Below are 17797 nucleotides of genomic sequence, written 5' to 3'. Positions count from 1 at the left end.
GCCAGTCAGGCGCGATCGCGCACCCAGTTGCCGCCGTGCGCCGCGGCCTGCGCTGCCGGCGATATTTCCAGATAGGCCAGCGCCTGCTCGGTCGACCCTTCATGATGCGGCGTATAGCTGGGCCGGAAATAGCGCAGCGCGGCCCCCAGCATTTTCCAGAACGATGGCAGGCAGTTACGCCGCGAGCCATGCCACCAGCCGCGGATAAAACCGGGGAACCTGCCCGCCCCCGGATCGCGCTGGTACATGAAGCCGAAGCCGGTGACCAAGAAGTACAGGAGCAACAGGATCGTGGTCAGCATATGGAAGCAGCGTTCGAGATACGAGCCGCCCATGTGCCGGAAGATGTCGAACGCGACGGTGCGGTGCTCGACTTCCTCCGCGCCATGCCAGCGCAACAAGTCCAGCATGACGGGATCGGCTTGGGCGGCGTCGAGCCCCTTTGCGTTGAGCACCCAGTTGCCCAGATAGCCGAAAAAGTGCTCGAGCGCAGCAATGATGCCGAGTTGCTGCCGCAGCCAGAAACGCGTGTGACCGATCTTCAGACCCATCGGCTGTTCGCCGAGCACCTTGGAGAACAGCCAGTCGAGCCGCTTGGTAAAAGGCTGGGTATCGATGCCGTGGTCTTTGTAGTAATGCGCCAGCACGCCGGCATGCGAGCGCGAATGGACCGCCTCCTGACGCAGGAAGCCCTCGGCATCGGCGCGCAGCTTCGCGTCGGTAATCAGCGGCAACGCCTTGTTGTAAACGCGGCAGAACCACAACTCGCCGGCGGGAAACAGCAGGTTCAGGATGTTGATGATGTGCGTGCTGGACGGATCGCCGGGAATCCACTGGATGGGCGTGTCCTTCCAGTCGAAACGGACGTGGCGGGCCTTGATGAAGTAATCGGGCGCGGTCATGGTGGTCTCCGGATGTTCTTGTCTGTGCGGGCTCAATGCCCGGCCATGCTCACGCGCGCGATCAGCCGGCTCAGCCATTGCACATAGCGCGAGATGAAGCGTGACGAATGCGCCTCGATGCTAATCGTGACCACAGGCTTGTTGTGTTGGATCGCGCCAAACATCGCTTTCGCGACGGTCTCTGGCTTGAGGCCGCGCAACTGGTAGAGCTTGGTCGCGCGGGCGCGCAGTTGCGCCTGCTGTGCCTCGGTCGTGCCGCTGTAGACCGTGGAGGCCATGATTCCGGTCTCCGCAAAACCGGGGCAGATGGCCGACACGCCAATACCCTGCCCGGCCAGCTCGCCGCGCATGCATTCGGACAGCATCAGCACCGCGGCCTTTGTCGTCGCATAGGCGGCAAGATCACGCGACGGCGCAAAGGCCGCCGCCGATGCCGTGTTCAGGATGTGACCGCCCTGCGCGCGCGCCACCATCTGCTTGGCGAACAGCCGGGCGCCATGGATCACGCCCCACACATTCACGTGCAGGATGCGTTGCCAATCGCGCTCGGACGTGTCGACAATGCCGCCCGCCATGCCGATGCCCGCGTTGTTGACGACGATGTCGGCGCCGCCCAGTTCCTTGCCGACCCAATCGACCAACGCTTCCATCTGCTCGGCGTTGCCGACATCGACGGTGCGCGCCCACGCCTTGCCGCCCGTGAGGCGGAGGAGCTTGGCGGTGCGCTCGGCATCTTCGGCACAAATATCGACGGCGACAATGGCTGCGCCTTGCTCCGCGAATTCCAGCGCCGCGCAACGACCGATGCCGCTGCCGGCCCCCGTGATGACGGCGAGCTTGCCGGACAGCGGTTTGCGCTCGCCTTGCTGACGCGCGCGCTGCAGCGCTTCGGATTCCGGCTTGCCCTCGGCGTGCTCGATCAGCTCGCGCGCCATCTCGGCCATGCGTGCGGCATGCGTGACCGGCAGCCAGTGCCGTGCCACGACCTCGCGGCGCCAATACTGCGGCACCCAGCGCGAGAGGTCTTCGGACAACGCGGGGCTGACGTACTTGTCCAGCGTCGGCACGATCACCTGCACCGGCGCATGGGCGACGCGCTTGCGCGGCGTGAACAGGCTGCGGATAAAGTTGGCGCGATACAGCGACACACCGCGCACGCCATCGGCTGTCTGCGTGGCGCGCGGCACGATGGCGGTCTTCTCGACACGACGCAGCACACGCGGCCACGCGCGCCCCAGCCACAGGCGCCAGCTCAGTTCCGGCACGATCGGCAAATGGAACAGCAGCACGTACCACGAGCGCACGAGCTGCCCGAGCATCTTGCCCACCGACGACGGCGTCGGACGCAGCAATCGCGCGCGCATCCAATGCCCGACGTGGTCCAGGCACGGCCCCGAGCACGACGTGTATGACGCAATGCGGCCGCGCAGGCGCGCCTCCGTCACGAATTCCCACGACTGGATCGAACCCCAATCGTGCGCGATCAGGTGCACAGGCTTGCCGGGGCTCAGCGCATCGATCACGGCGATGAAGTCGTCGGTCAACCGCGCGAAGGTGTAGTTGCGCATTCCCTTGGGTGAACTCGACCGACCCGCACCCCGCACGTCGTAGGCAACGACGTAGTAGTCGCGCGCGAGCAGCGGTGCCATCTCGTGCCAGACCTCGCTGTTGTCGGGATAGCCATGCACAAGCACGACGGTCGGATGCGCCGGGTTGCCCCACGTCTTGACGGCGAGCGAGACTCTGGCCGACTGCACCGTCCGCTCCGAATAGTCGTTGGGCGAAACCGCTGCGGTCGATTCGAACAACGCCAGCGGGGCCTCTTCAAGAAGCGTTTTCATCTTGGCCTCCGCGTACGTCAGGCAGCGCGCTGCTGTGCCAGTTGACGCTGCTGCCAGCGGCGCACGTGCGGCAGATCGTCGTCGAGCCAGTAGGCGTCGTCTTCGGTAATGACGAGCAGTTCCTCGAACTTGGCCCCGACGCCATGGAAGCCCAGGTGCGGTTCGACGGCCCACAAGCCCGGCACCGGCGCGTGTTCGGATCGACGATCGATCGACCACAGCGGCGACCAGCCTTCCTGCTTGCCGCTTCGCACCTGGTCGAGGACCAGGCTGCGCGTGGCGTTCAGCCCGAAGCGCGCCACGAAACGCGGCTTCGATGGGCTGTCGAGCTTGGCCACGCGATGCGCCAGCACTTTGAACGGATACGCCTTGTGACGGGGCTCCACGCCCTGCTTCATGCAGAGCTGGTCCACCGCACGGGCTACATCTGCCATCGATCGACGCTCGCGGATCAAACGCACGATCAACTCGCGATGCGCCATCAGGTCGTCCTGCAGCTGATCGAGGATGGCGTTTTTGCCGAGACATGTGGCATAGCCGACATCGGCGATCACCCCATTGCGCACGGGCGCCACGTCGAGGATGACCGGCATGTTCTCTTCCAACCGCCGCGACGACGGAAAGAAGGCCAGATTGAAGCCAGCCATATGCGTCAGGCCCGAAAAGCCCTGGAACGCGGTGCGGTCGCCAAACCACGCGAACGGCTTGTGCAGCCAGTCATGGACGCCGCGATCGCCAAGCCACTCGGTGAGCAGCTTGGCCGCGTCCTTCTCGGTCATGCCGGGGCGCAGCATGCCACCGACGGCTTCGACGCACGCGTAAGCGAGCTGCTGGATTTCGCGAAACTGGGCGAGTTCGTCGACATGGACGCGCGCCAGGGTGGGGTTCGGCATGCCGGTCTCCTTGAGTCTGGGTATCGAGGGCGCTCGATGGCGCCGCGCTCAATGTTCCATTACTCAATGTCAAAGTCAATGCGGGACTTTTCTGGCGTTTGAAAACGCCGTATGACCGGTAACCGACAGAAAAAAGAGAGGGTTACGCTGCGCGGCGTTGTCGCACGGCCTCAAACAGGCAGATCGCTGCTGCGGCAGCCACATTGAGCGACTCCATGCCGCCGGGCTGCGGAATCGCCACCGGCGTCGTCACGGCAGAAAGCCACTCCTGCGACACGCCCGCCCCCTCGTTGCCAAACACCCAACCCACAGGTGCATTGAGCGGCACATCGAACACCGCCTGCTTGGCGTGCGACGAGGTCGCCAACAGCGGCACCTGAAGCCGCGAATGCACGCTTTCGAAGGCGCAGTGCTCAACGATGTTCAGGTGGAAATGCGCACCCATGGCGGCGCGCAGTGTCTTGGCCGACCACGCGAACGCGCAGCCCGGCGTCATGAACACATCGCGCACGCCGGCTGCGGCCGCACACCGCAGGATGGAACCGACGTTGCCGGCATCCTGAATGCCGTCCAGGATCACGCAGTCCGCATCAATGGTCTGCGGCAACTTGCCTTCCGGCGTCTCGACCAAGGCCATCAGATCGACGCCATTGACGACGGTGGTGAGTTGCCCAAACAGGTTGTCGGCCAGCAGGATGACGGTGTCCGGATCGACACGGTCGAGCACCGCAGCCACTTCCGGATGCCGGATATGGCGCTCCGACACCAGGCATTGCACCGGCATGTGGCCCGCATCCAGATACGCCACCACCAGGTGCACGCCATCGAGCACGGATTGCCCCGCGCGCCGACGGTGCTGCGTCGAGCCCGAGAGCGCCTTGAGATGCTTGAACACCGCGTTGTCGCGGGAAGTGATGTGCTTCACGAATGGGCCCAGCAGAAAAAGGTCAGTCGTCCCAGGCGCTGACTGCAGCGGTGGTTTCGATGCTGATCGCACTCTTCCCATCCAGTGCACGGCGCACGGGCGCGAACGAGCGGCGATGATGCGGCGTCACGCCATGCAGGTCGATCGCCGCCAGATGCTGCGGTGTGCCATAGCCGGCATGGACGTCAAAACCGTAAAGCGGAAACTCGACATGCAGCGCGGCCAACTGCCGATCGCGCGTGACCTTCGCCAGGATGGACGCCGCTGAAATGGCCGGCACCAGCGCATCGCCCTTGACGACGGCCTCCACCGCAAACGCCACCTGCGGGCAACGATTGCCGTCCACCTGCACGAGATCGGGCAGCGTGCCCAGTGCGGCCACGCCATGCACCGCGCGCTGCATGGCGAGCATGGTTGCGTGCAGGATGTTGATGCGATCGATTTCCTCGACGGTGGCTTCGGCCACGTGCCAGGCGAGCGCCTTTTCGACGATCTCGTCGTAGAGCGCTTCCCGCTTCTTGGCGGTCAGAATTTTTGAGTCGGCCAGGCCCTTGATCGGCTTGCGCGGATTGAGAACGACCGCCGCAGCCGTCACCGGCCCGGCCAATGGCCCGCGTCCAGCCTCATCCACGCCGCACAGGATGCGACGCGCACGCTTGGCCGCCGGCTCTTGCGAGAGCAGCAGGCCGAGCTGGTCGGGATTGGGTTTGCGGGAAGCCATGGGCTTAAAGCTTACTGCGACTGCGTAGCAGATCGACGACGACTTTCGCTCCAATCTCCGCCATGTTCTGCTTGAGCGTCAGGTGCATCTGCGTGAAGTGTTCACGCAGGAATGTGGCGTTGCCATGGTCGCTGAGTTGCAGCAGCGTTTCGCGCGCGAGTGCCTCGGGGGTCGCGTCATCCTGCAGCAACTCCGGCACGACAAAGCGGCCGGACAGGATGTTCGGCAGCCCAACATACGGCAGATAGCCTTTGCGCTTCATGATCTGCGCGGTCAACCAGGGCACCTTATAGGTGATGACCATCGGCTTCTTGTACAACGCCGCTTCCAGCGTGGCCGTACCGCTGGCCAGCAGGATCACGTCAGCCGCTTCCATGGCTGCGTGCGACTGTCCATCGACGACCCACAGATGCAGGCCGGGATGCTCCGCGCGCATGGCATCGATGCGCTCGCGCAGTGTCGCATTGGCGGCCGGCAGCACAAACGCCAGATCCGGCTCGACCGCCTGCATGCGCGACATTGCGGCAAACAGCGTCGGCCCCAGATGCTTCACTTCGGAATTGCGGCTGCCCGGCAGCACCGCAACGACCTTGCGGCCCAACGGCAGCCCCAGGCGGGTGCGTGCGCCCTCAATGTCCGGCACCAGCGGAATCTCGTCCGCAAGCGGATGCCCGACGTACGTGGCCGGAATGCCGGCCTTGGCGTAAATCTCCGGCTCGAACGGGAACAGGCAGAGGATATGGTCGACGGCGCGGGCGATCGTCTTGATACGGCCGGCGCGCCACGCCCAGATCGACGGGCTCACGAAGTGCACCACCGGCACACCCGCCTGCCGCATGGCGATCTCGACGTTGAAATTGAAGTCGGGTGCGTCCACGCCGATGAACGCCAGGGGGGGCGCAGTCAGCAGGTTCTGCTTGAGTTCCTTGCGGATCGTGAGAATCTCACGCAACTGGCCAAGCACTTCCACGTAGCCGTTCACCGACAGCTTGTGCATCGGCCAGTTCGACTGGAAACCCTGCTCCGTCATGCGCGCACCGCCAATGCCGTTGTAGGCGATGTCGGCAGGCAGTTGTGCGCGCAGCCCCTTCAGCAGCAGCGAGGCCAGCAAATCGCCGGAAGCCTCGCCGGCCACCATGCCGATGCGGCGCACCGGCGCGGCGTTCTGAAGCTGCTCGCTCAACGCACGATGCCGCGCTTGGTGGCGGCAATGAAATCAGCAAATGCGGTCAACACCTCGCGGGTCGGGGCGTCATCCGTCTGAGCGATCTGCGCGGCGATTTCAGCCTTGGCCTGATCAAAGCTCAGATCGCTCTTGTAGAGCAGCTTGTACGCCTGGCGCAGACCGGTGATCTGCTCGGCCGTAAAGCCGCGGCGACGAAGGCCCTCCACGTTGATGCCGTGCGGCGCAGCCTTGTTGCCGCCCTTGTCGCTTGCGGCGATCACGAACGGCGGCACATCCTGCACCAGCGCCGATGCGCCACCCAGCATGGCATGCGCGCCGATACGCACGAACTGGTGCACGCCCGACATGCCACCGAGGATCGCCCAGTCACCGACTTCCACGTGGCCAGCAATCTGCGCGTTGCTCGAGAACACCGTGTGGTTACCCACGCGGCAATCGTGCGCGATATGCACGTAGGCCATGATCCAGTTGTCATCGCCGATCGACGTGATGCCGGCATCCTGCGCCGTGCCGGTATGGATCGTGGTGAATTCGCGGATCGTATTGCGATCGCCGACAATCAGCTGCGTCGGCTCATCGCGATACTTCATGTCCTGCGGGCGGCCACCCACCGATGCGAAGTGGCCGATGCTGTTGTCACGGCCCAGCGTCGTGTAGCCCTCGACCACCGTATGGTGGCCGACACGCGTGCCAGCACCCATCCGCACATTCGGGCCCACGACCGTAAACGCGCCGATCTCGACGCTCGAATCCAGTTCGGCCTTCGGATCGATCTGCGCGGTCGGGTGGATCTTCTGTGCTTGCGTCATGCCTCGCCCTTGGACTTGTCTTCGCGCACGGCACACATGATTTCGGCTTCCACGGCGACTTCACCGTCAACCTTGCCATACACCTTGAACTTCCACATACCGCTCTTCGAGCGCAGCAGCTCAGCCGTCATCACAAGCTGGTCGCCCGGCGTCACCTGTCGCTTAAAGCGCGCACCATCGATGCTCACAAACAGGTAGAGCTGGTTTTCCTTGCGCTCGTGATCGGCCTCGCCGAAGGTCAGCAGCGCAGCGGTTTGCGCCAGCGCCTCGAGCATCAACACGCCCGGCATCACCGGGTGACCGGGAAAGTGCCCGTTGAAGAACGGCTCGTTGAACGTCACGTTCTTGATGGCCGTAATCGACTTGCGCGGCTCCAGCGAAATCACGCGGTCAACCAGCAGCATCGGGTAGCGATGCGGCAGCAGGTCGAGAATTTTCTTGATGTTGAAATCGCTGACAAGGCTGGGGGCCGCGCTCGTCGCATTCGTTGCTTCGGTCATGGTTGTTGCTGCAGGTCTTTGACCCGCTGTTCGAGTTGTTGCAACCGTTCGCGCATGCGCGTCAGGCCTCGGACGATGGCCGCGTTACGCTCCCAGTCGCCATGCGGCATGAACGGGAAAACGCTGGTGAAGTGGCCACCGGGCTTGGTGATGGATTTGGTAATGGAGGTGCCGCCCGAAACGGTCACGCGGTCCGCAATGGTCAGGTGGCCGGCAAAATTGGCCGCACCGCCGATGATGCAGTAGCGCCCGATCTTCGTACTGCCGGAAATGGCCGCGCAGCCGGCGATCACGGTATAGGCGCCCACATGCACGTTATGCGCGATCTGCACCTGGTTATCGATCTTGCAGCCCTGCTCGACCACGGTATCGGCCATCGCGCCGCGGTCGATGGCGGTGTTCGCGCCGATCTCCACGTCGTCGCCAATTACGGCCCGGCCGACCTGGGGAATCTTCACCCATTCGCCGCCCTGCGGACCAAAGTCAGGGGCAAAGCCGAAGCCATCCGCACCGATCACGACGCCGCTATGCAGAATGCAGCGCGCCCCCACCTCGCAGCCGTGGTAGATCGAAACGTTCGCGTAAAGCAACGTGTCATCGCCAATGCGGGCACCGGCGCCAACAAAGCTGTTGCCGGCGATGCGCACACGCTCGCCGAGCACAGCACCGGCTTCGATGGTGACGTTCGGGCCGATGGAGCAGGATGCCGGCACCGTGGCGCCCTCTTCCACGCTGGCACTCGGGTGGATGCCCGGCACAACGGGGCGCGCAGCCAGCGCAACAAAGCGCTGGGCGACACGGGCAAACGCAGCGTACGGATTGGCCGCAATCAGCCAGTTCCGGCCAGCAGCGTGGCCCTGGCTTTCAAGCGTTTCCAGATCGCGGGGCGACACGATGATCGCACCCGCGCCGGAACTCACAGCCTGATTGAGGTACAGCGGATTGGAGAGAAAAGCGAGCTGATCGGCGCCCGCTTGATCCAGCGGCGCGATCGACTTGACGATCAGGCCTGCGTCACCCTGGACGGTCGCGCCGAGCGACGCAGCAAGTTCACCAAGCGAAAACGACATGCGGACAACCTCATTTGGCCGATTGCGAATTCAGCGCCTTGAGCACCTCGTCCGTGATGTCGATGCGCGGGTTCACATACACGGCTTCCTGCACGATCAGATCGTACTTGCGCTGCTCGGCAATCGAGCGGATCACGCGGTTGGCGCGCTCAAGCACCTGGGCCAGCTCTTCATTGCGGCGCTGGTTCAGGTCTTCACGGAATTCGCGCTGCTTGCGCTGGAAGTCGCGATCCAGGTCCGACAGCTCACGCTGACGGCGATTGCGATCAGAATCGGCCAGCACGGCCGAATCCTTGTCCAGCTTGTCGGACATGCCCTTGAGCTTGGCGGCCATGTCCTGCAGCTCGCGGTCGCGCTTGGCGAACTCGGTTTCCAGCTTGGCCTGCGCAGCCTTGGCAGGTTGCGAGTCGCGCAGGATGCGCTCGGAATTGACGGCGGCGATGCGCGCTTCCTGCGCCGTCGCCGGCAGCGCAAAGCTGGCTGCGGCAAGTGCGGCGAAAGCAGCGGACACGCCCATGCGGGACAACGTGATGCGCGTGGATTTCATGATGAATGCAGTCATTAGAATGCAGTCCCGATCTGGAACTGGAAGCGTTGCGTTTGATCTTCGGTCTTGCGCTTGATCGGGAAGCCCATGCTGATCTTGAGCGGACCGATCGGCGACAGCCACGACAGACCGAAACCGGTCGAGTAACGCATGTCGCCCAGCTTGTACGGCTGACCTTCGGCAAACACGTTACCGTAGTCAAAGAACGTGAACAGGCGAACGGTGCGGTCCACGCCCGAACCCGGCAGCGGGAAGATGAATTCCACGTTGCCGACGAACTTGCTGGCGCCGCCGATAGCCACACCGTTGGCGTCGCGCGGGCCCAGCGTGCTGGTTTCGTAACCGCGCACCGAGCCGATACCGCCTGCGTAGTAGTTCTTGAAAACCGGGAAGTCCTTGCCGCCGTAACCGTGGCCGTACCCGATTTCGTTGTTGAACGCCATCGTGAACGACTTCGACAGCGGGTAGAAATACTGGTGCTGATAGTAGGCGCGGAAGTACTGCAGATCGCCGCCCGGGATACCGAACTCCAGGTTGGCCTGCTGGTAGCGACCACGCGTCGGCACCAAGGCGCTGTCACGCTGGTCCTTCGACCAGCCGATGGTGATCGGGAAGTTGTTGGTGATACGGCCGTTCTTCGCGACGTAATTCTGATAGGCCAGCGGCGTGTTGGACGTCACATCGATGGTCGTGCGCTCGTAGCCGATGCCGAAGAAGACGGTATCGGTTTCCGAGAACGGCACCCCGAACTTGACGTTGCCGCCCTGTTGCACGACGCGATAGTCCTGGTCACCCGTGTAGTACAGCGGGCGGTACGTGCGGTAGTACAGTTCGGTCGAACGGCTGATGCCATCCACCGTGAAGTACGGATCGAACTGCGTCACCGCAATGGTGCGGTTCGACTTGGACGTGTTCACATCTAGGCCGAGGCTCGTGCCGGAGCCGAACACGTTGTCCTGGCGGATGCCGGCCGACAGCACCAGCTTGTCGGTCGACGAAAAGCCCACGCCAAGGTTGATCTGGCCGGTCGGCTTTTCCGTCACGTTGACGTTCACATCGACCTGGTCAGTCGTACCCGGCACGTCTTCCGTCGTGATGTTCGCATCGGTGAAGTAACCCGTGCGGTTCACGCGGTTCTGCGACAGTTGCAGCTTTTCGCCATCGAACCACGACGCTTCCATCTGGCGCATTTCGCGGCGCACGACTTCATCGCGGGTCTTGCTGTTGCCGACAACGTTCACGCGACGCACATATACGCGGCGGCCCGGATCCACGACCAGGGTCAGCGCTACCGTACGATCCGTCTGGTTGATCTGCGGCTGCGGGTTGATGGTCGCGAAAGCGTAGCCATACGTGCCGAGCAGATCGGTGATCGACTTCGTGGTCGACGACAGTTTCGCCGACGAGAAGACATCGCCCTGCTTGAGCTTGATGAGCTTCTCCATCTCGGCCTGCTTGCCCAGCAGCTCACCGGTCAGCTTGATGTCCGACACCTTGTACTGCTCACCCTCGTGGATGTTCAGCGTCAGGTAGATGTCCTTCTTGTCCGGCGTGATCGACACCTGGGTCGACTCGATGGCGAATTCCAGGTAGCCGCGATCGAGATAGAAAGAGCGCAGCGCTTCCAGGTCGGCCGTGAGTTTCTGCTTCGAGTACAGATCGTTCTTGGTGTACCACGACAGCCAATTCGGCGTGGACAGTTGCATCTCGTCGCGCAGGTCGCCCTCCTTGAAGGCCTTGTTGCCGACGATATTGATCTGGCGGATCTTGGCGGTCGGGCCTTCGTCCACCGTGAACGTGATCGACACACGATTGGCGTCGACCGGCGTCACGGTCGTCGTCACCTCGGCCGCGTAGTAGCCGCGCGAAACGTACTGGCGCTTGATTTCCTGCTCGGCACGGTCGATGAGGGATTTGTCGTAGTAACGGGCCTCTGCCACGCCCACGCCACGCAGCGTACGACGCAGCGCTTCCTTGTCGAATTCCTTGAAGCCGATGAACTCGAGCTGCGAGATCGCCGGACGCTCTTCCACGCGCACCACCAGCACGTTGCCTTCGGAGCGGATCTGCACGTCCTTGAAGAAGCCGGTGTTATAGAGCGCGCGGATCGATTCGGCGCCCTTCTCGTCGGTGAAGGTCTCACCCACCTTCACGGGCAGATAGCCGAACACGGTGCCCGGCTCGACGCGCTGCACCCCCTCCACGCGAATGTCCTTGACGACGAACGGCTCCACTGCATGAGCCTGACCGGCAGTGACGGTCAGCACGGAAGCCGCCAGCACGCTGAGCGGGAAGCGATGTTGTCTGATCAATCTAATCCCCTAGTTGGATTCAATCGGAATCCACTTCTGAGTGTTTTCAAAACCCTGAGTTGCCCGCTCACGCCGGTGGCAACGATACGGCTTACTGACCCAATTTGAATACGGTCTAGCCACGAGTCAGAAACAACCGACTCAAATCGTTGTACAGGGCGAGCGAAGTGAGAAGCAGGATGCAGGCGACGCCGATCTTCTGAAGGACTGCTTGCCAGGATTCCGGCACGGGTCGGCCAGTCAAAAATTCCACGCAATAATACAGCAAATGCCCCCCATCCAATACCGGAACGGGCAATAAGTTGAGCACGCCGAGACTGACGCTGATCAACGCGAGAAAGCTCACAAACGTCTGCCAGCCAAGGCTTGCCGCCTTGCCCGCAAAGTCCGCCACCGTGATCGGCCCGCTCAGATTCTGCAGCGATGCCTGACCGACAATCATCTTGCCCAGCACCTGCAGCGACAGCACCGAAGTCCGCCAGACCTCGCCTACGGCATGGCCCAGTGCCGCGACCGGCTCATCCCGGATCATCGCCGTTTCCACCTTCTGGTTTAGCTGCGCACCAAGCTTGCCGATCTTCGGGCCGGTCGGGTTTTTGGGATCGGTGTCAGCATCAGGGCGAACAGGCAACGTCATGGGCTGATCGTTGCGCAGTATATCGATCGAGGCGTTCTGCTCCGGCATGGCCCGGATCTGGCGGATGAGGTCCATGGCCTGATCGGCGGGCTGGCCCGCGAAGCGAACGATTTGGTCTCCGGCTCTCAACCCCGCACGGGCTGCGGCACTCGAGGGCAACACATCGACGATGGTGACCGGGCCGCCGAGCAGACGCAAACCGATCTGGTCAATCACATCGGCCTGCGGCGTACGGGCTGCGCTCGGCAAGCCATGCAGGCGGACGGTGCGCTCGGCACCATCGGCGCCGCGCACCTGCACAAGTGCGTCGCGCCCCGCGATGCCGGCCGAGTACAAGCGCATGCGGACGTCGCTCCAACTGCGCACAGAGGCCGGCGTCTCGCCGTCCGTGCCGATAGCGATCACCCGGTCCCGGGCGCGCAAGTCGGCCTGGGCGGCGATGCTGCCCGGCGGCGGAGCGCCGAGGATAGGCAACGGCTCGATTGCGCCCACCCATGCCAGCACCGCGTAAAGCGCAATCGCCAGAAGGAAATTGGCGACCGGGCCAGCCGCCACGATGGCGAATCGCTTGTAGACCGGCTGGTGATCGAAGGTGCGTGGGAGGTCTTCGGGGAGGATGGGCGGGTCTTTCTCGGGGTCTCGCGATCCCTCGCCGAGCATCTTGACGTAGCCGCCCAGTGGAATGGCGCAGATCGTCCATTCGGTGTGGTCAGGGCCACGACCGACGCGGCGGAACAGCACTTTGCCAAAGCCGACGGAAAACCGGAGCACCTTGACGCCGCACAGTCGCGCGACGCTGTAGTGGCCCAGTTCGTGAATGACGATCAGTACCGCGATCGCAAAGACAAACGCTAAAACGGTCTGCAAAACCTTCTCCGGATGCACTGAAGGGCACGCGTGAGGCTGGCCCGCGCGAAGCCGCTATGTTACCCGCTTGCTCTGACGGCGCGCTTTCATGCAGCCGGCAGCTGCGCGCGTACGGTCGAGATATAGCGCTCGGCCTGCTGACGCGCCTGGGCGTCGGCAGCAAAAACGGTGTCAAGCGAATCAGCCGGCACGACCGACGTGCGGGCGAGCGTGTCAGCCACGACGGCAGCAATCTCGGTGAACCGGATGCGGCGCTGCAAAAATGCCTCGACAGCCACCTCGTTGGCCGCGTTCAGTGCAGCAGGTGCCGTACCACCGGCACGCAGTGCCTCGAACGCCAACGCCAGGCACGGGAATCGGCGCAGGTCCGGCGCCTCGAAAGTCAGTGCGCCCGTGGTGACGAGATCGAGCAGCGCAACGCCGGCCTCGATGCGCTCGGGATATGCCAGGCCGTAGGCGATCGGCGTGCGCATATCCGGGTTGCCGAGCTGCGCCAGCACGGAGCCATCGTCGTAGCCGACCATCGAATGGATGACGCTCTGCGGGTGGATCAGGACTTCGAGATGCTCGACCGGGACGCCGAACAGCCAGTGCGCCTCGATCACCTCCAGCCCCTTGTTCATCATGGTGGCGGAATCGACCGAGATCTTGCGCCCCATCACCCAGTTCGGATGCGCGCACGCCTGATCTGGCGTGACATCCGCAAGAGACTCCACAGCGCGCGTGCGGAACGGGCCGCCCGATGCCGTCAGCACGATGCGTGACACGCCGCGCCCGAACTGCGGAACTTGCTGCGGCAGGCATTGGAAGATGGCGTTGTGCTCGCTGTCGATTGGAAGCACGGTGGCGCCATGCTGACGCACGGCGTCCATGAAGAGCGCGCCGGACATGACCAGCGCCTCCTTGTTGGCCAGCAACACGCGCTTGCCGGCGCGCACGGCCGCAAGCGTGGGACGCAAGCCGGCCGCGCCCACGATAGCGGCCATGACGGCATCGCAACCAGGGTGGGCGGCGGCCTCTTCCAATGCTTCGGTGCCGGACCGGATTTCGATACCGGCTGCCTCGGCGCCGAGCTGATCACGCAACGCATCCGCTGCAGCAGGCGAACCCAGCACCGCCATCTTGGGGCGAAACTCGCGGCAGAGGACCGCGAGCTTGTCGGCCTGCGCGTGGGCAGTCAGCGCAAAAACGCTGTACTTGTCGGGATGGCGGCGCACCACATCGAGCGTGCTGTCGCCAATGGAGCCAGTGGCGCCAAGAACGGTCAAACGCATCATGTTCGGACGCCTCAGGAAATCAGCAGCGCCGCGAGCGGAAGCACCGGCAGCAGCGCGTCGATACGGTCGAGCACACCGCCGTGGCCGGGCAACAGGCGGCTGCTGTCTTTCATGCCGACCTGACGCTTGAGCAAAGACTCGAACAAATCGCCACCGACGCTTGCAGCCACCAGCAAGATGGTCAGCACCAAGGCAACGACGGCACCGCGCTGATCAAACTCGTGCGAAAACCACGTCGGCGCAAACCAGTGCGTAACGCCGGCGGCAGTCGCAATCACCGCAACGAGCACAGCACCGCCGATTGCACCTTCCCAGGACTTGCCGGGGCTGATGGTCGGAGCAAGCTTACGGCGACCAATGGCCTTGCCGACAAAATAGGCGCCCACATCAGCGGCCCACACGAGCAGCGCCACAGAAAGCAGAAACGCGATGCCGTGCGTGCGTAATTCAATGGCGCCATGCACAAACGCCGGCAATATCACCAAGCCAAGCAGCGCGAAAACGATTCTGCGCGTGCCATGCAACTCGCGCACGCCACCTGCCAGCAGCGCCCAGGCGATCACCCAGGCGATGACTGCGCCATGGAACAGCGGCCGCACATCACCACGAACGGGTATGTCGTGCCAGGCGATCGTCAGCATGACGACCACGACGGCATAGAGAATGGGGCCCCACCAGCCGGTCAGGCGCACGAGACGCCCCCACTCCCACGCTGCGAGGGCAGCAAATACCGTCACCAGCCCGGCCAGGCCGGCGGGCGGCGCGAAAAACAGAATGGGCAGGATGACAATCAGCAGGCAGACAGCGGTAATGACGCGAGTCAGCAGCATGTGTCAGGCTCCGGCGGATAGCGCGGGGGGAACATCGGGCTCGAGCTGCGCGCTGGTGCGTCCAAAGCGACGCTCGCGGTTGCGATACCACGCAAAGGCGCGATCGAGCTCTGCGGCATCGAAATCCGGCCAGTAGCGATCGGTGAAGTACAACTCGGAATAGGCAAGCTGCCACAGCAGAAAGTTACTGATGCGCTGCTCGCCACCGGTGCGGATGAACAGATCCGGCTCCGGCGCATAGGACAGCGCCATGTACGGCGCCAGCATCTCTTCTGTGATGGCGTCGGGTGCAATGCCGGGCTGCGCTGCCAACAACGCGCGCATAGCCTGCAGGATGTCCCAGCGCCCACCGTAGTTGGCGAGAATCGTGACGGTCAGCCCGGGGTTGGCGGCTGTCTTGGCTTCCGCTTCTCGAATCAAGAGCTGGATGCGCGGGCTAAATGCCGACAGATCGCCCACCACGCGCAGGCGGATGCCGTTGTCATGAAGCTTGCTCACTTCGCGGCGCAGCGCCGTCATGAACAGCTTCATGAGGAAGGTGACTTCCTCTGCCGGGCGACGCCAGTTTTCGGAGCTGAAAGCAAACAGCGTCAAGTAGCCGACGCCACGGCGCGCAGCCGCTTCAACGGTTGCACGTACGGCATCGAGGCCGCGGCTATGCCCGGCCACGCGAGGCAGGTGCCGTTCGGTGGCCCAGCGGCCGTTACCGTCCATGATGACGGCAACGTGGCGCGGCGTGTCGGCGGTGTCTGGCACCGCCAGTGTGGAACTGATATGCATGAATCGGGCTTCCCACCGCCTGCACCCAATGCGCCGGCGACGGGAGACGGCCTTACACCGTCATGATTTCCTTGTCTTTCTCGGCGACCAGCTTGTCGATCTCGGCGACGAACTTGTCGGTCAGCTTCTGGATGTCGTCACCACCGCGACGCTCGTCGTCTTCCGAGATTGCCTTGTCCTTCACCAGTTTCTTGAGCTGTTCGTTGGCATCGCGACGCAGGTTGCGCACGGCGACCTTGGCATCCTCGCCCTCGCCCTTCACGACCTTGGTCAGCTCCTTGCGGCGCTCTTCGGTCAGGGCGGGGGTCGGCACGCGAATGATGTCGCCCATCGTGGCGGGGTTCAGGCCGAGGTCCGCTTCACGGATGGCCTTTTCGACGGCTTGCACCATCTTCTTTTCCCACGGTTGCACGCCAATCGTGCGTGCGTCCACCAGCGTCACGTTGGCAACCTGGCTGATCGGCACCATCGAGCCGTAGTAGTCAACTTGCACGTGATCGAGCAGACCGGTGTGGGCACGGCCAGTACGGATCTTGGCCAGATCGGTCTTCAGAGCCTCGATCGACTTCTGCATCTTCTGCTCGGCATTCTTCTTGACATCGGCGACGCTCATACTTCCTCCGAACGATAACGGCGGTCTGCCGAACATGCACCCCGGAACACGGCACAGGGCACAGGGCACCGGCAAGACCAAAAAGACAATAGGCGATTTTACATGGAAGCCGCTCGCCAACGCCATTTACGCAGGGTCAGCGAACGGTAAAAAAAGGCGCCTGCTATGCGGCTTTCCGACGGCTTCAGACGTGCACCAGCGTGCCTTCGTCTTCACCCAGGATCACGCGCTTGAGCGCGCCCGGCTTCTGGATCGAGAACACCTTGATCGGCAGCTTCTGGTCGCGGCACAGCGCGAAAGCGGTCGCGTCCATCACCTGCAGGTTGCGCGAAATGGCTTCGTCAAAAGTAATCGTGGTGTAGCGCGTGGCGCTCGGGTCCTTCTTCGGATCGGCAGTGTAGACCCCATCGACCTTGGTGGCCTTGAGCACAATCTCTGCGCCGATTTCCGAGCCGCGCAGCGCCGCCGCGGTGTCGGTCGTGAAGAACGGGTTGCCGGTGCCGGCGGCGAAGATGACGATCTTGCCTTCTTCCAACTGGCGGATGGCACGCGGGCGGATGTACGGTTCGACCACTTGGTCCAGGCGCAGCGCCGATTGAACGCGGCCTTCGAGGTTGGCATGACGCATGGCGTCCTGCAGGGCCAGCGCGTTCATCATGGTGGCCAGCATGCCCATGTAGTCGGCCGTGGCGCGGTCCATGCCGGCGGCGCCGCCCGCGACACCGCGGAAGATATTGCCGCCGCCGATCACCACTGCCACCTGCACGCCCAGCTTCACGATTTCAGCGATGTCGTTGACCATCCCTTCGATGGTGCTGCGGTTGATGCCGAAGGCATCGTCGCCCATCAGGGCTTCGCCGGAAAGTTTGAGTAGAACGCGCTTGTAGGCAGGCATGGAGATCCTCGTGACGATTCCTGGTACGGGAAACAGGAAAGGGGAAATGACGCTGCGGATATGACGACGACGTGCAAAGCGGGGACTTCGCACATCCCGCAACCTTCTTGCGCGGAAGCCGTCGGAAAAATCACCAACGATGCCCGCGCAAGCAGGCTGCACCTGCAAACAGGGCACCTTTCGGTGCCCTGT

General features: G+C 63.4%; 17 protein-coding genes. All 17 read right to left on the bottom strand.

Annotated features, from left to right (window positions below; translation table 11 throughout):
• Nucleotides 1-5 precede the first annotated feature (5 nt).
• Complete coding sequence (locus tag AAHM38_RS11610) at nucleotides 6-902, bottom strand: metal-dependent hydrolase (RefSeq protein ID WP_116575754.1); 897 nt, start codon at nucleotides 900-902, stop codon at nucleotides 6-8.
• Nucleotides 903-934: 32 nt separating this feature from the next.
• Nucleotides 935-2743 (bottom strand): SDR family oxidoreductase, encoded by a 1809-nt coding sequence (locus AAHM38_RS11605; protein WP_116575755.1) that lies wholly within the window; start codon nucleotides 2741-2743, stop codon nucleotides 935-937.
• Between the two features lie 17 nt (nucleotides 2744-2760).
• Nucleotides 2761-3636: a M24 family metallopeptidase gene (locus AAHM38_RS11600; protein WP_116575756.1), complete on the bottom strand. Its 876-nt coding sequence runs from the start codon at nucleotides 3634-3636 to the stop codon at nucleotides 2761-2763.
• Between the two features lie 142 nt (nucleotides 3637-3778).
• The gene (locus tag AAHM38_RS11595; protein ID WP_116575757.1) at nucleotides 3779-4561 is read right to left on the bottom strand and encodes a TrmH family RNA methyltransferase; all 783 of its coding nucleotides are present in this window, start codon (nucleotides 4559-4561) and stop codon (nucleotides 3779-3781) included.
• A gap of 22 nt (nucleotides 4562-4583) precedes the next feature.
• A complete protein-coding gene (rnhB, locus tag AAHM38_RS11590; RefSeq protein WP_116575758.1) occupies nucleotides 4584-5282 on the bottom strand; it encodes a ribonuclease HII in 699 nt (232 codons plus the stop codon).
• 4 nt (nucleotides 5283-5286) lie between these two features.
• Nucleotides 5287-6420 (bottom strand): lipid-A-disaccharide synthase, encoded by a 1134-nt coding sequence (gene lpxB / locus AAHM38_RS11585; protein ID WP_218909878.1) that lies wholly within the window; start codon nucleotides 6418-6420, stop codon nucleotides 5287-5289.
• Between the two features lie 41 nt (nucleotides 6421-6461).
• Nucleotides 6462-7277: an acyl-ACP--UDP-N-acetylglucosamine O-acyltransferase gene (lpxA, locus tag AAHM38_RS11580; protein WP_012761904.1), complete on the bottom strand. Its 816-nt coding sequence runs from the start codon at nucleotides 7275-7277 to the stop codon at nucleotides 6462-6464.
• A complete protein-coding gene (gene fabZ / locus AAHM38_RS11575) occupies nucleotides 7274-7777 on the bottom strand; it encodes a 3-hydroxyacyl-ACP dehydratase FabZ (RefSeq protein ID WP_009238230.1) in 504 nt (167 codons plus the stop codon). Before fabZ ends, lpxA begins: the two co-directional genes overlap by 4 nt.
• Nucleotides 7774-8847 carry a UDP-3-O-(3-hydroxymyristoyl)glucosamine N-acyltransferase gene (gene lpxD, locus AAHM38_RS11570; RefSeq protein ID WP_116575760.1) on the bottom strand — a complete coding sequence of 358 codons (1074 nt, stop codon included), beginning with the start codon at nucleotides 8845-8847 and terminating at the stop codon, nucleotides 7774-7776. Before lpxD ends, fabZ begins: the two co-directional genes overlap by 4 nt.
• Before the next feature lie 10 nt (nucleotides 8848-8857).
• Complete coding sequence (locus tag AAHM38_RS11565) at nucleotides 8858-9409, bottom strand: OmpH family outer membrane protein (RefSeq protein WP_004626688.1); 552 nt, start codon at nucleotides 9407-9409, stop codon at nucleotides 8858-8860.
• On the bottom strand, nucleotides 9409-11706 hold the full coding sequence (bamA, locus tag AAHM38_RS11560; protein WP_041668096.1) for an outer membrane protein assembly factor BamA: 2298 nt from the start codon (nucleotides 11704-11706) through the stop codon (nucleotides 9409-9411). Before bamA ends, AAHM38_RS11565 begins: the two co-directional genes overlap by 1 nt.
• 115 nt (nucleotides 11707-11821) lie before the next feature.
• Nucleotides 11822-13210, bottom strand: a complete 1389-nt coding sequence (gene rseP, locus AAHM38_RS11555) for an RIP metalloprotease RseP (RefSeq protein ID WP_009238233.1) — start codon at nucleotides 13208-13210, stop codon at nucleotides 11822-11824.
• An 86-nt stretch (nucleotides 13211-13296) separates the two neighbouring features.
• Nucleotides 13297-14487 carry a 1-deoxy-D-xylulose-5-phosphate reductoisomerase gene (ispC, locus tag AAHM38_RS11550; protein ID WP_116575761.1) on the bottom strand — a complete coding sequence of 397 codons (1191 nt, stop codon included), beginning with the start codon at nucleotides 14485-14487 and terminating at the stop codon, nucleotides 13297-13299.
• Between the two features lie 11 nt (nucleotides 14488-14498).
• Nucleotides 14499-15317 (bottom strand): phosphatidate cytidylyltransferase, encoded by an 819-nt coding sequence (locus AAHM38_RS11545; protein ID WP_116575762.1) that lies wholly within the window; start codon nucleotides 15315-15317, stop codon nucleotides 14499-14501.
• 3 nt (nucleotides 15318-15320) lie between these two features.
• Entirely contained in the window at nucleotides 15321-16097 is a 777-nt protein-coding gene (gene uppS / locus AAHM38_RS11540) for a polyprenyl diphosphate synthase (RefSeq protein ID WP_012761898.1), read from the bottom strand.
• Between the two features lie 52 nt (nucleotides 16098-16149).
• The gene (gene frr / locus AAHM38_RS11535; protein ID WP_009238237.1) at nucleotides 16150-16710 is read right to left on the bottom strand and encodes a ribosome recycling factor; all 561 of its coding nucleotides are present in this window, start codon (nucleotides 16708-16710) and stop codon (nucleotides 16150-16152) included.
• Nucleotides 16711-16894: 184 nt separating this feature from the next.
• Nucleotides 16895-17605, bottom strand: coding sequence for a UMP kinase (pyrH, locus tag AAHM38_RS11530; RefSeq protein WP_009238238.1), 711 nt, complete (start codon nucleotides 17603-17605; stop codon nucleotides 16895-16897).
• Nucleotides 17606-17797 lie beyond the last annotated feature (192 nt).

Source organism: Ralstonia sp. OTU4908 (genome assembly GCF_038440115.1).
Taxonomy (GTDB): domain Bacteria; phylum Pseudomonadota; class Gammaproteobacteria; order Burkholderiales; family Burkholderiaceae; genus Ralstonia; species Ralstonia pickettii.
The sequence above is the reverse complement of the archived record's forward strand: the minus strand, read 5'-3'. Positions and strand labels throughout refer to the sequence as shown.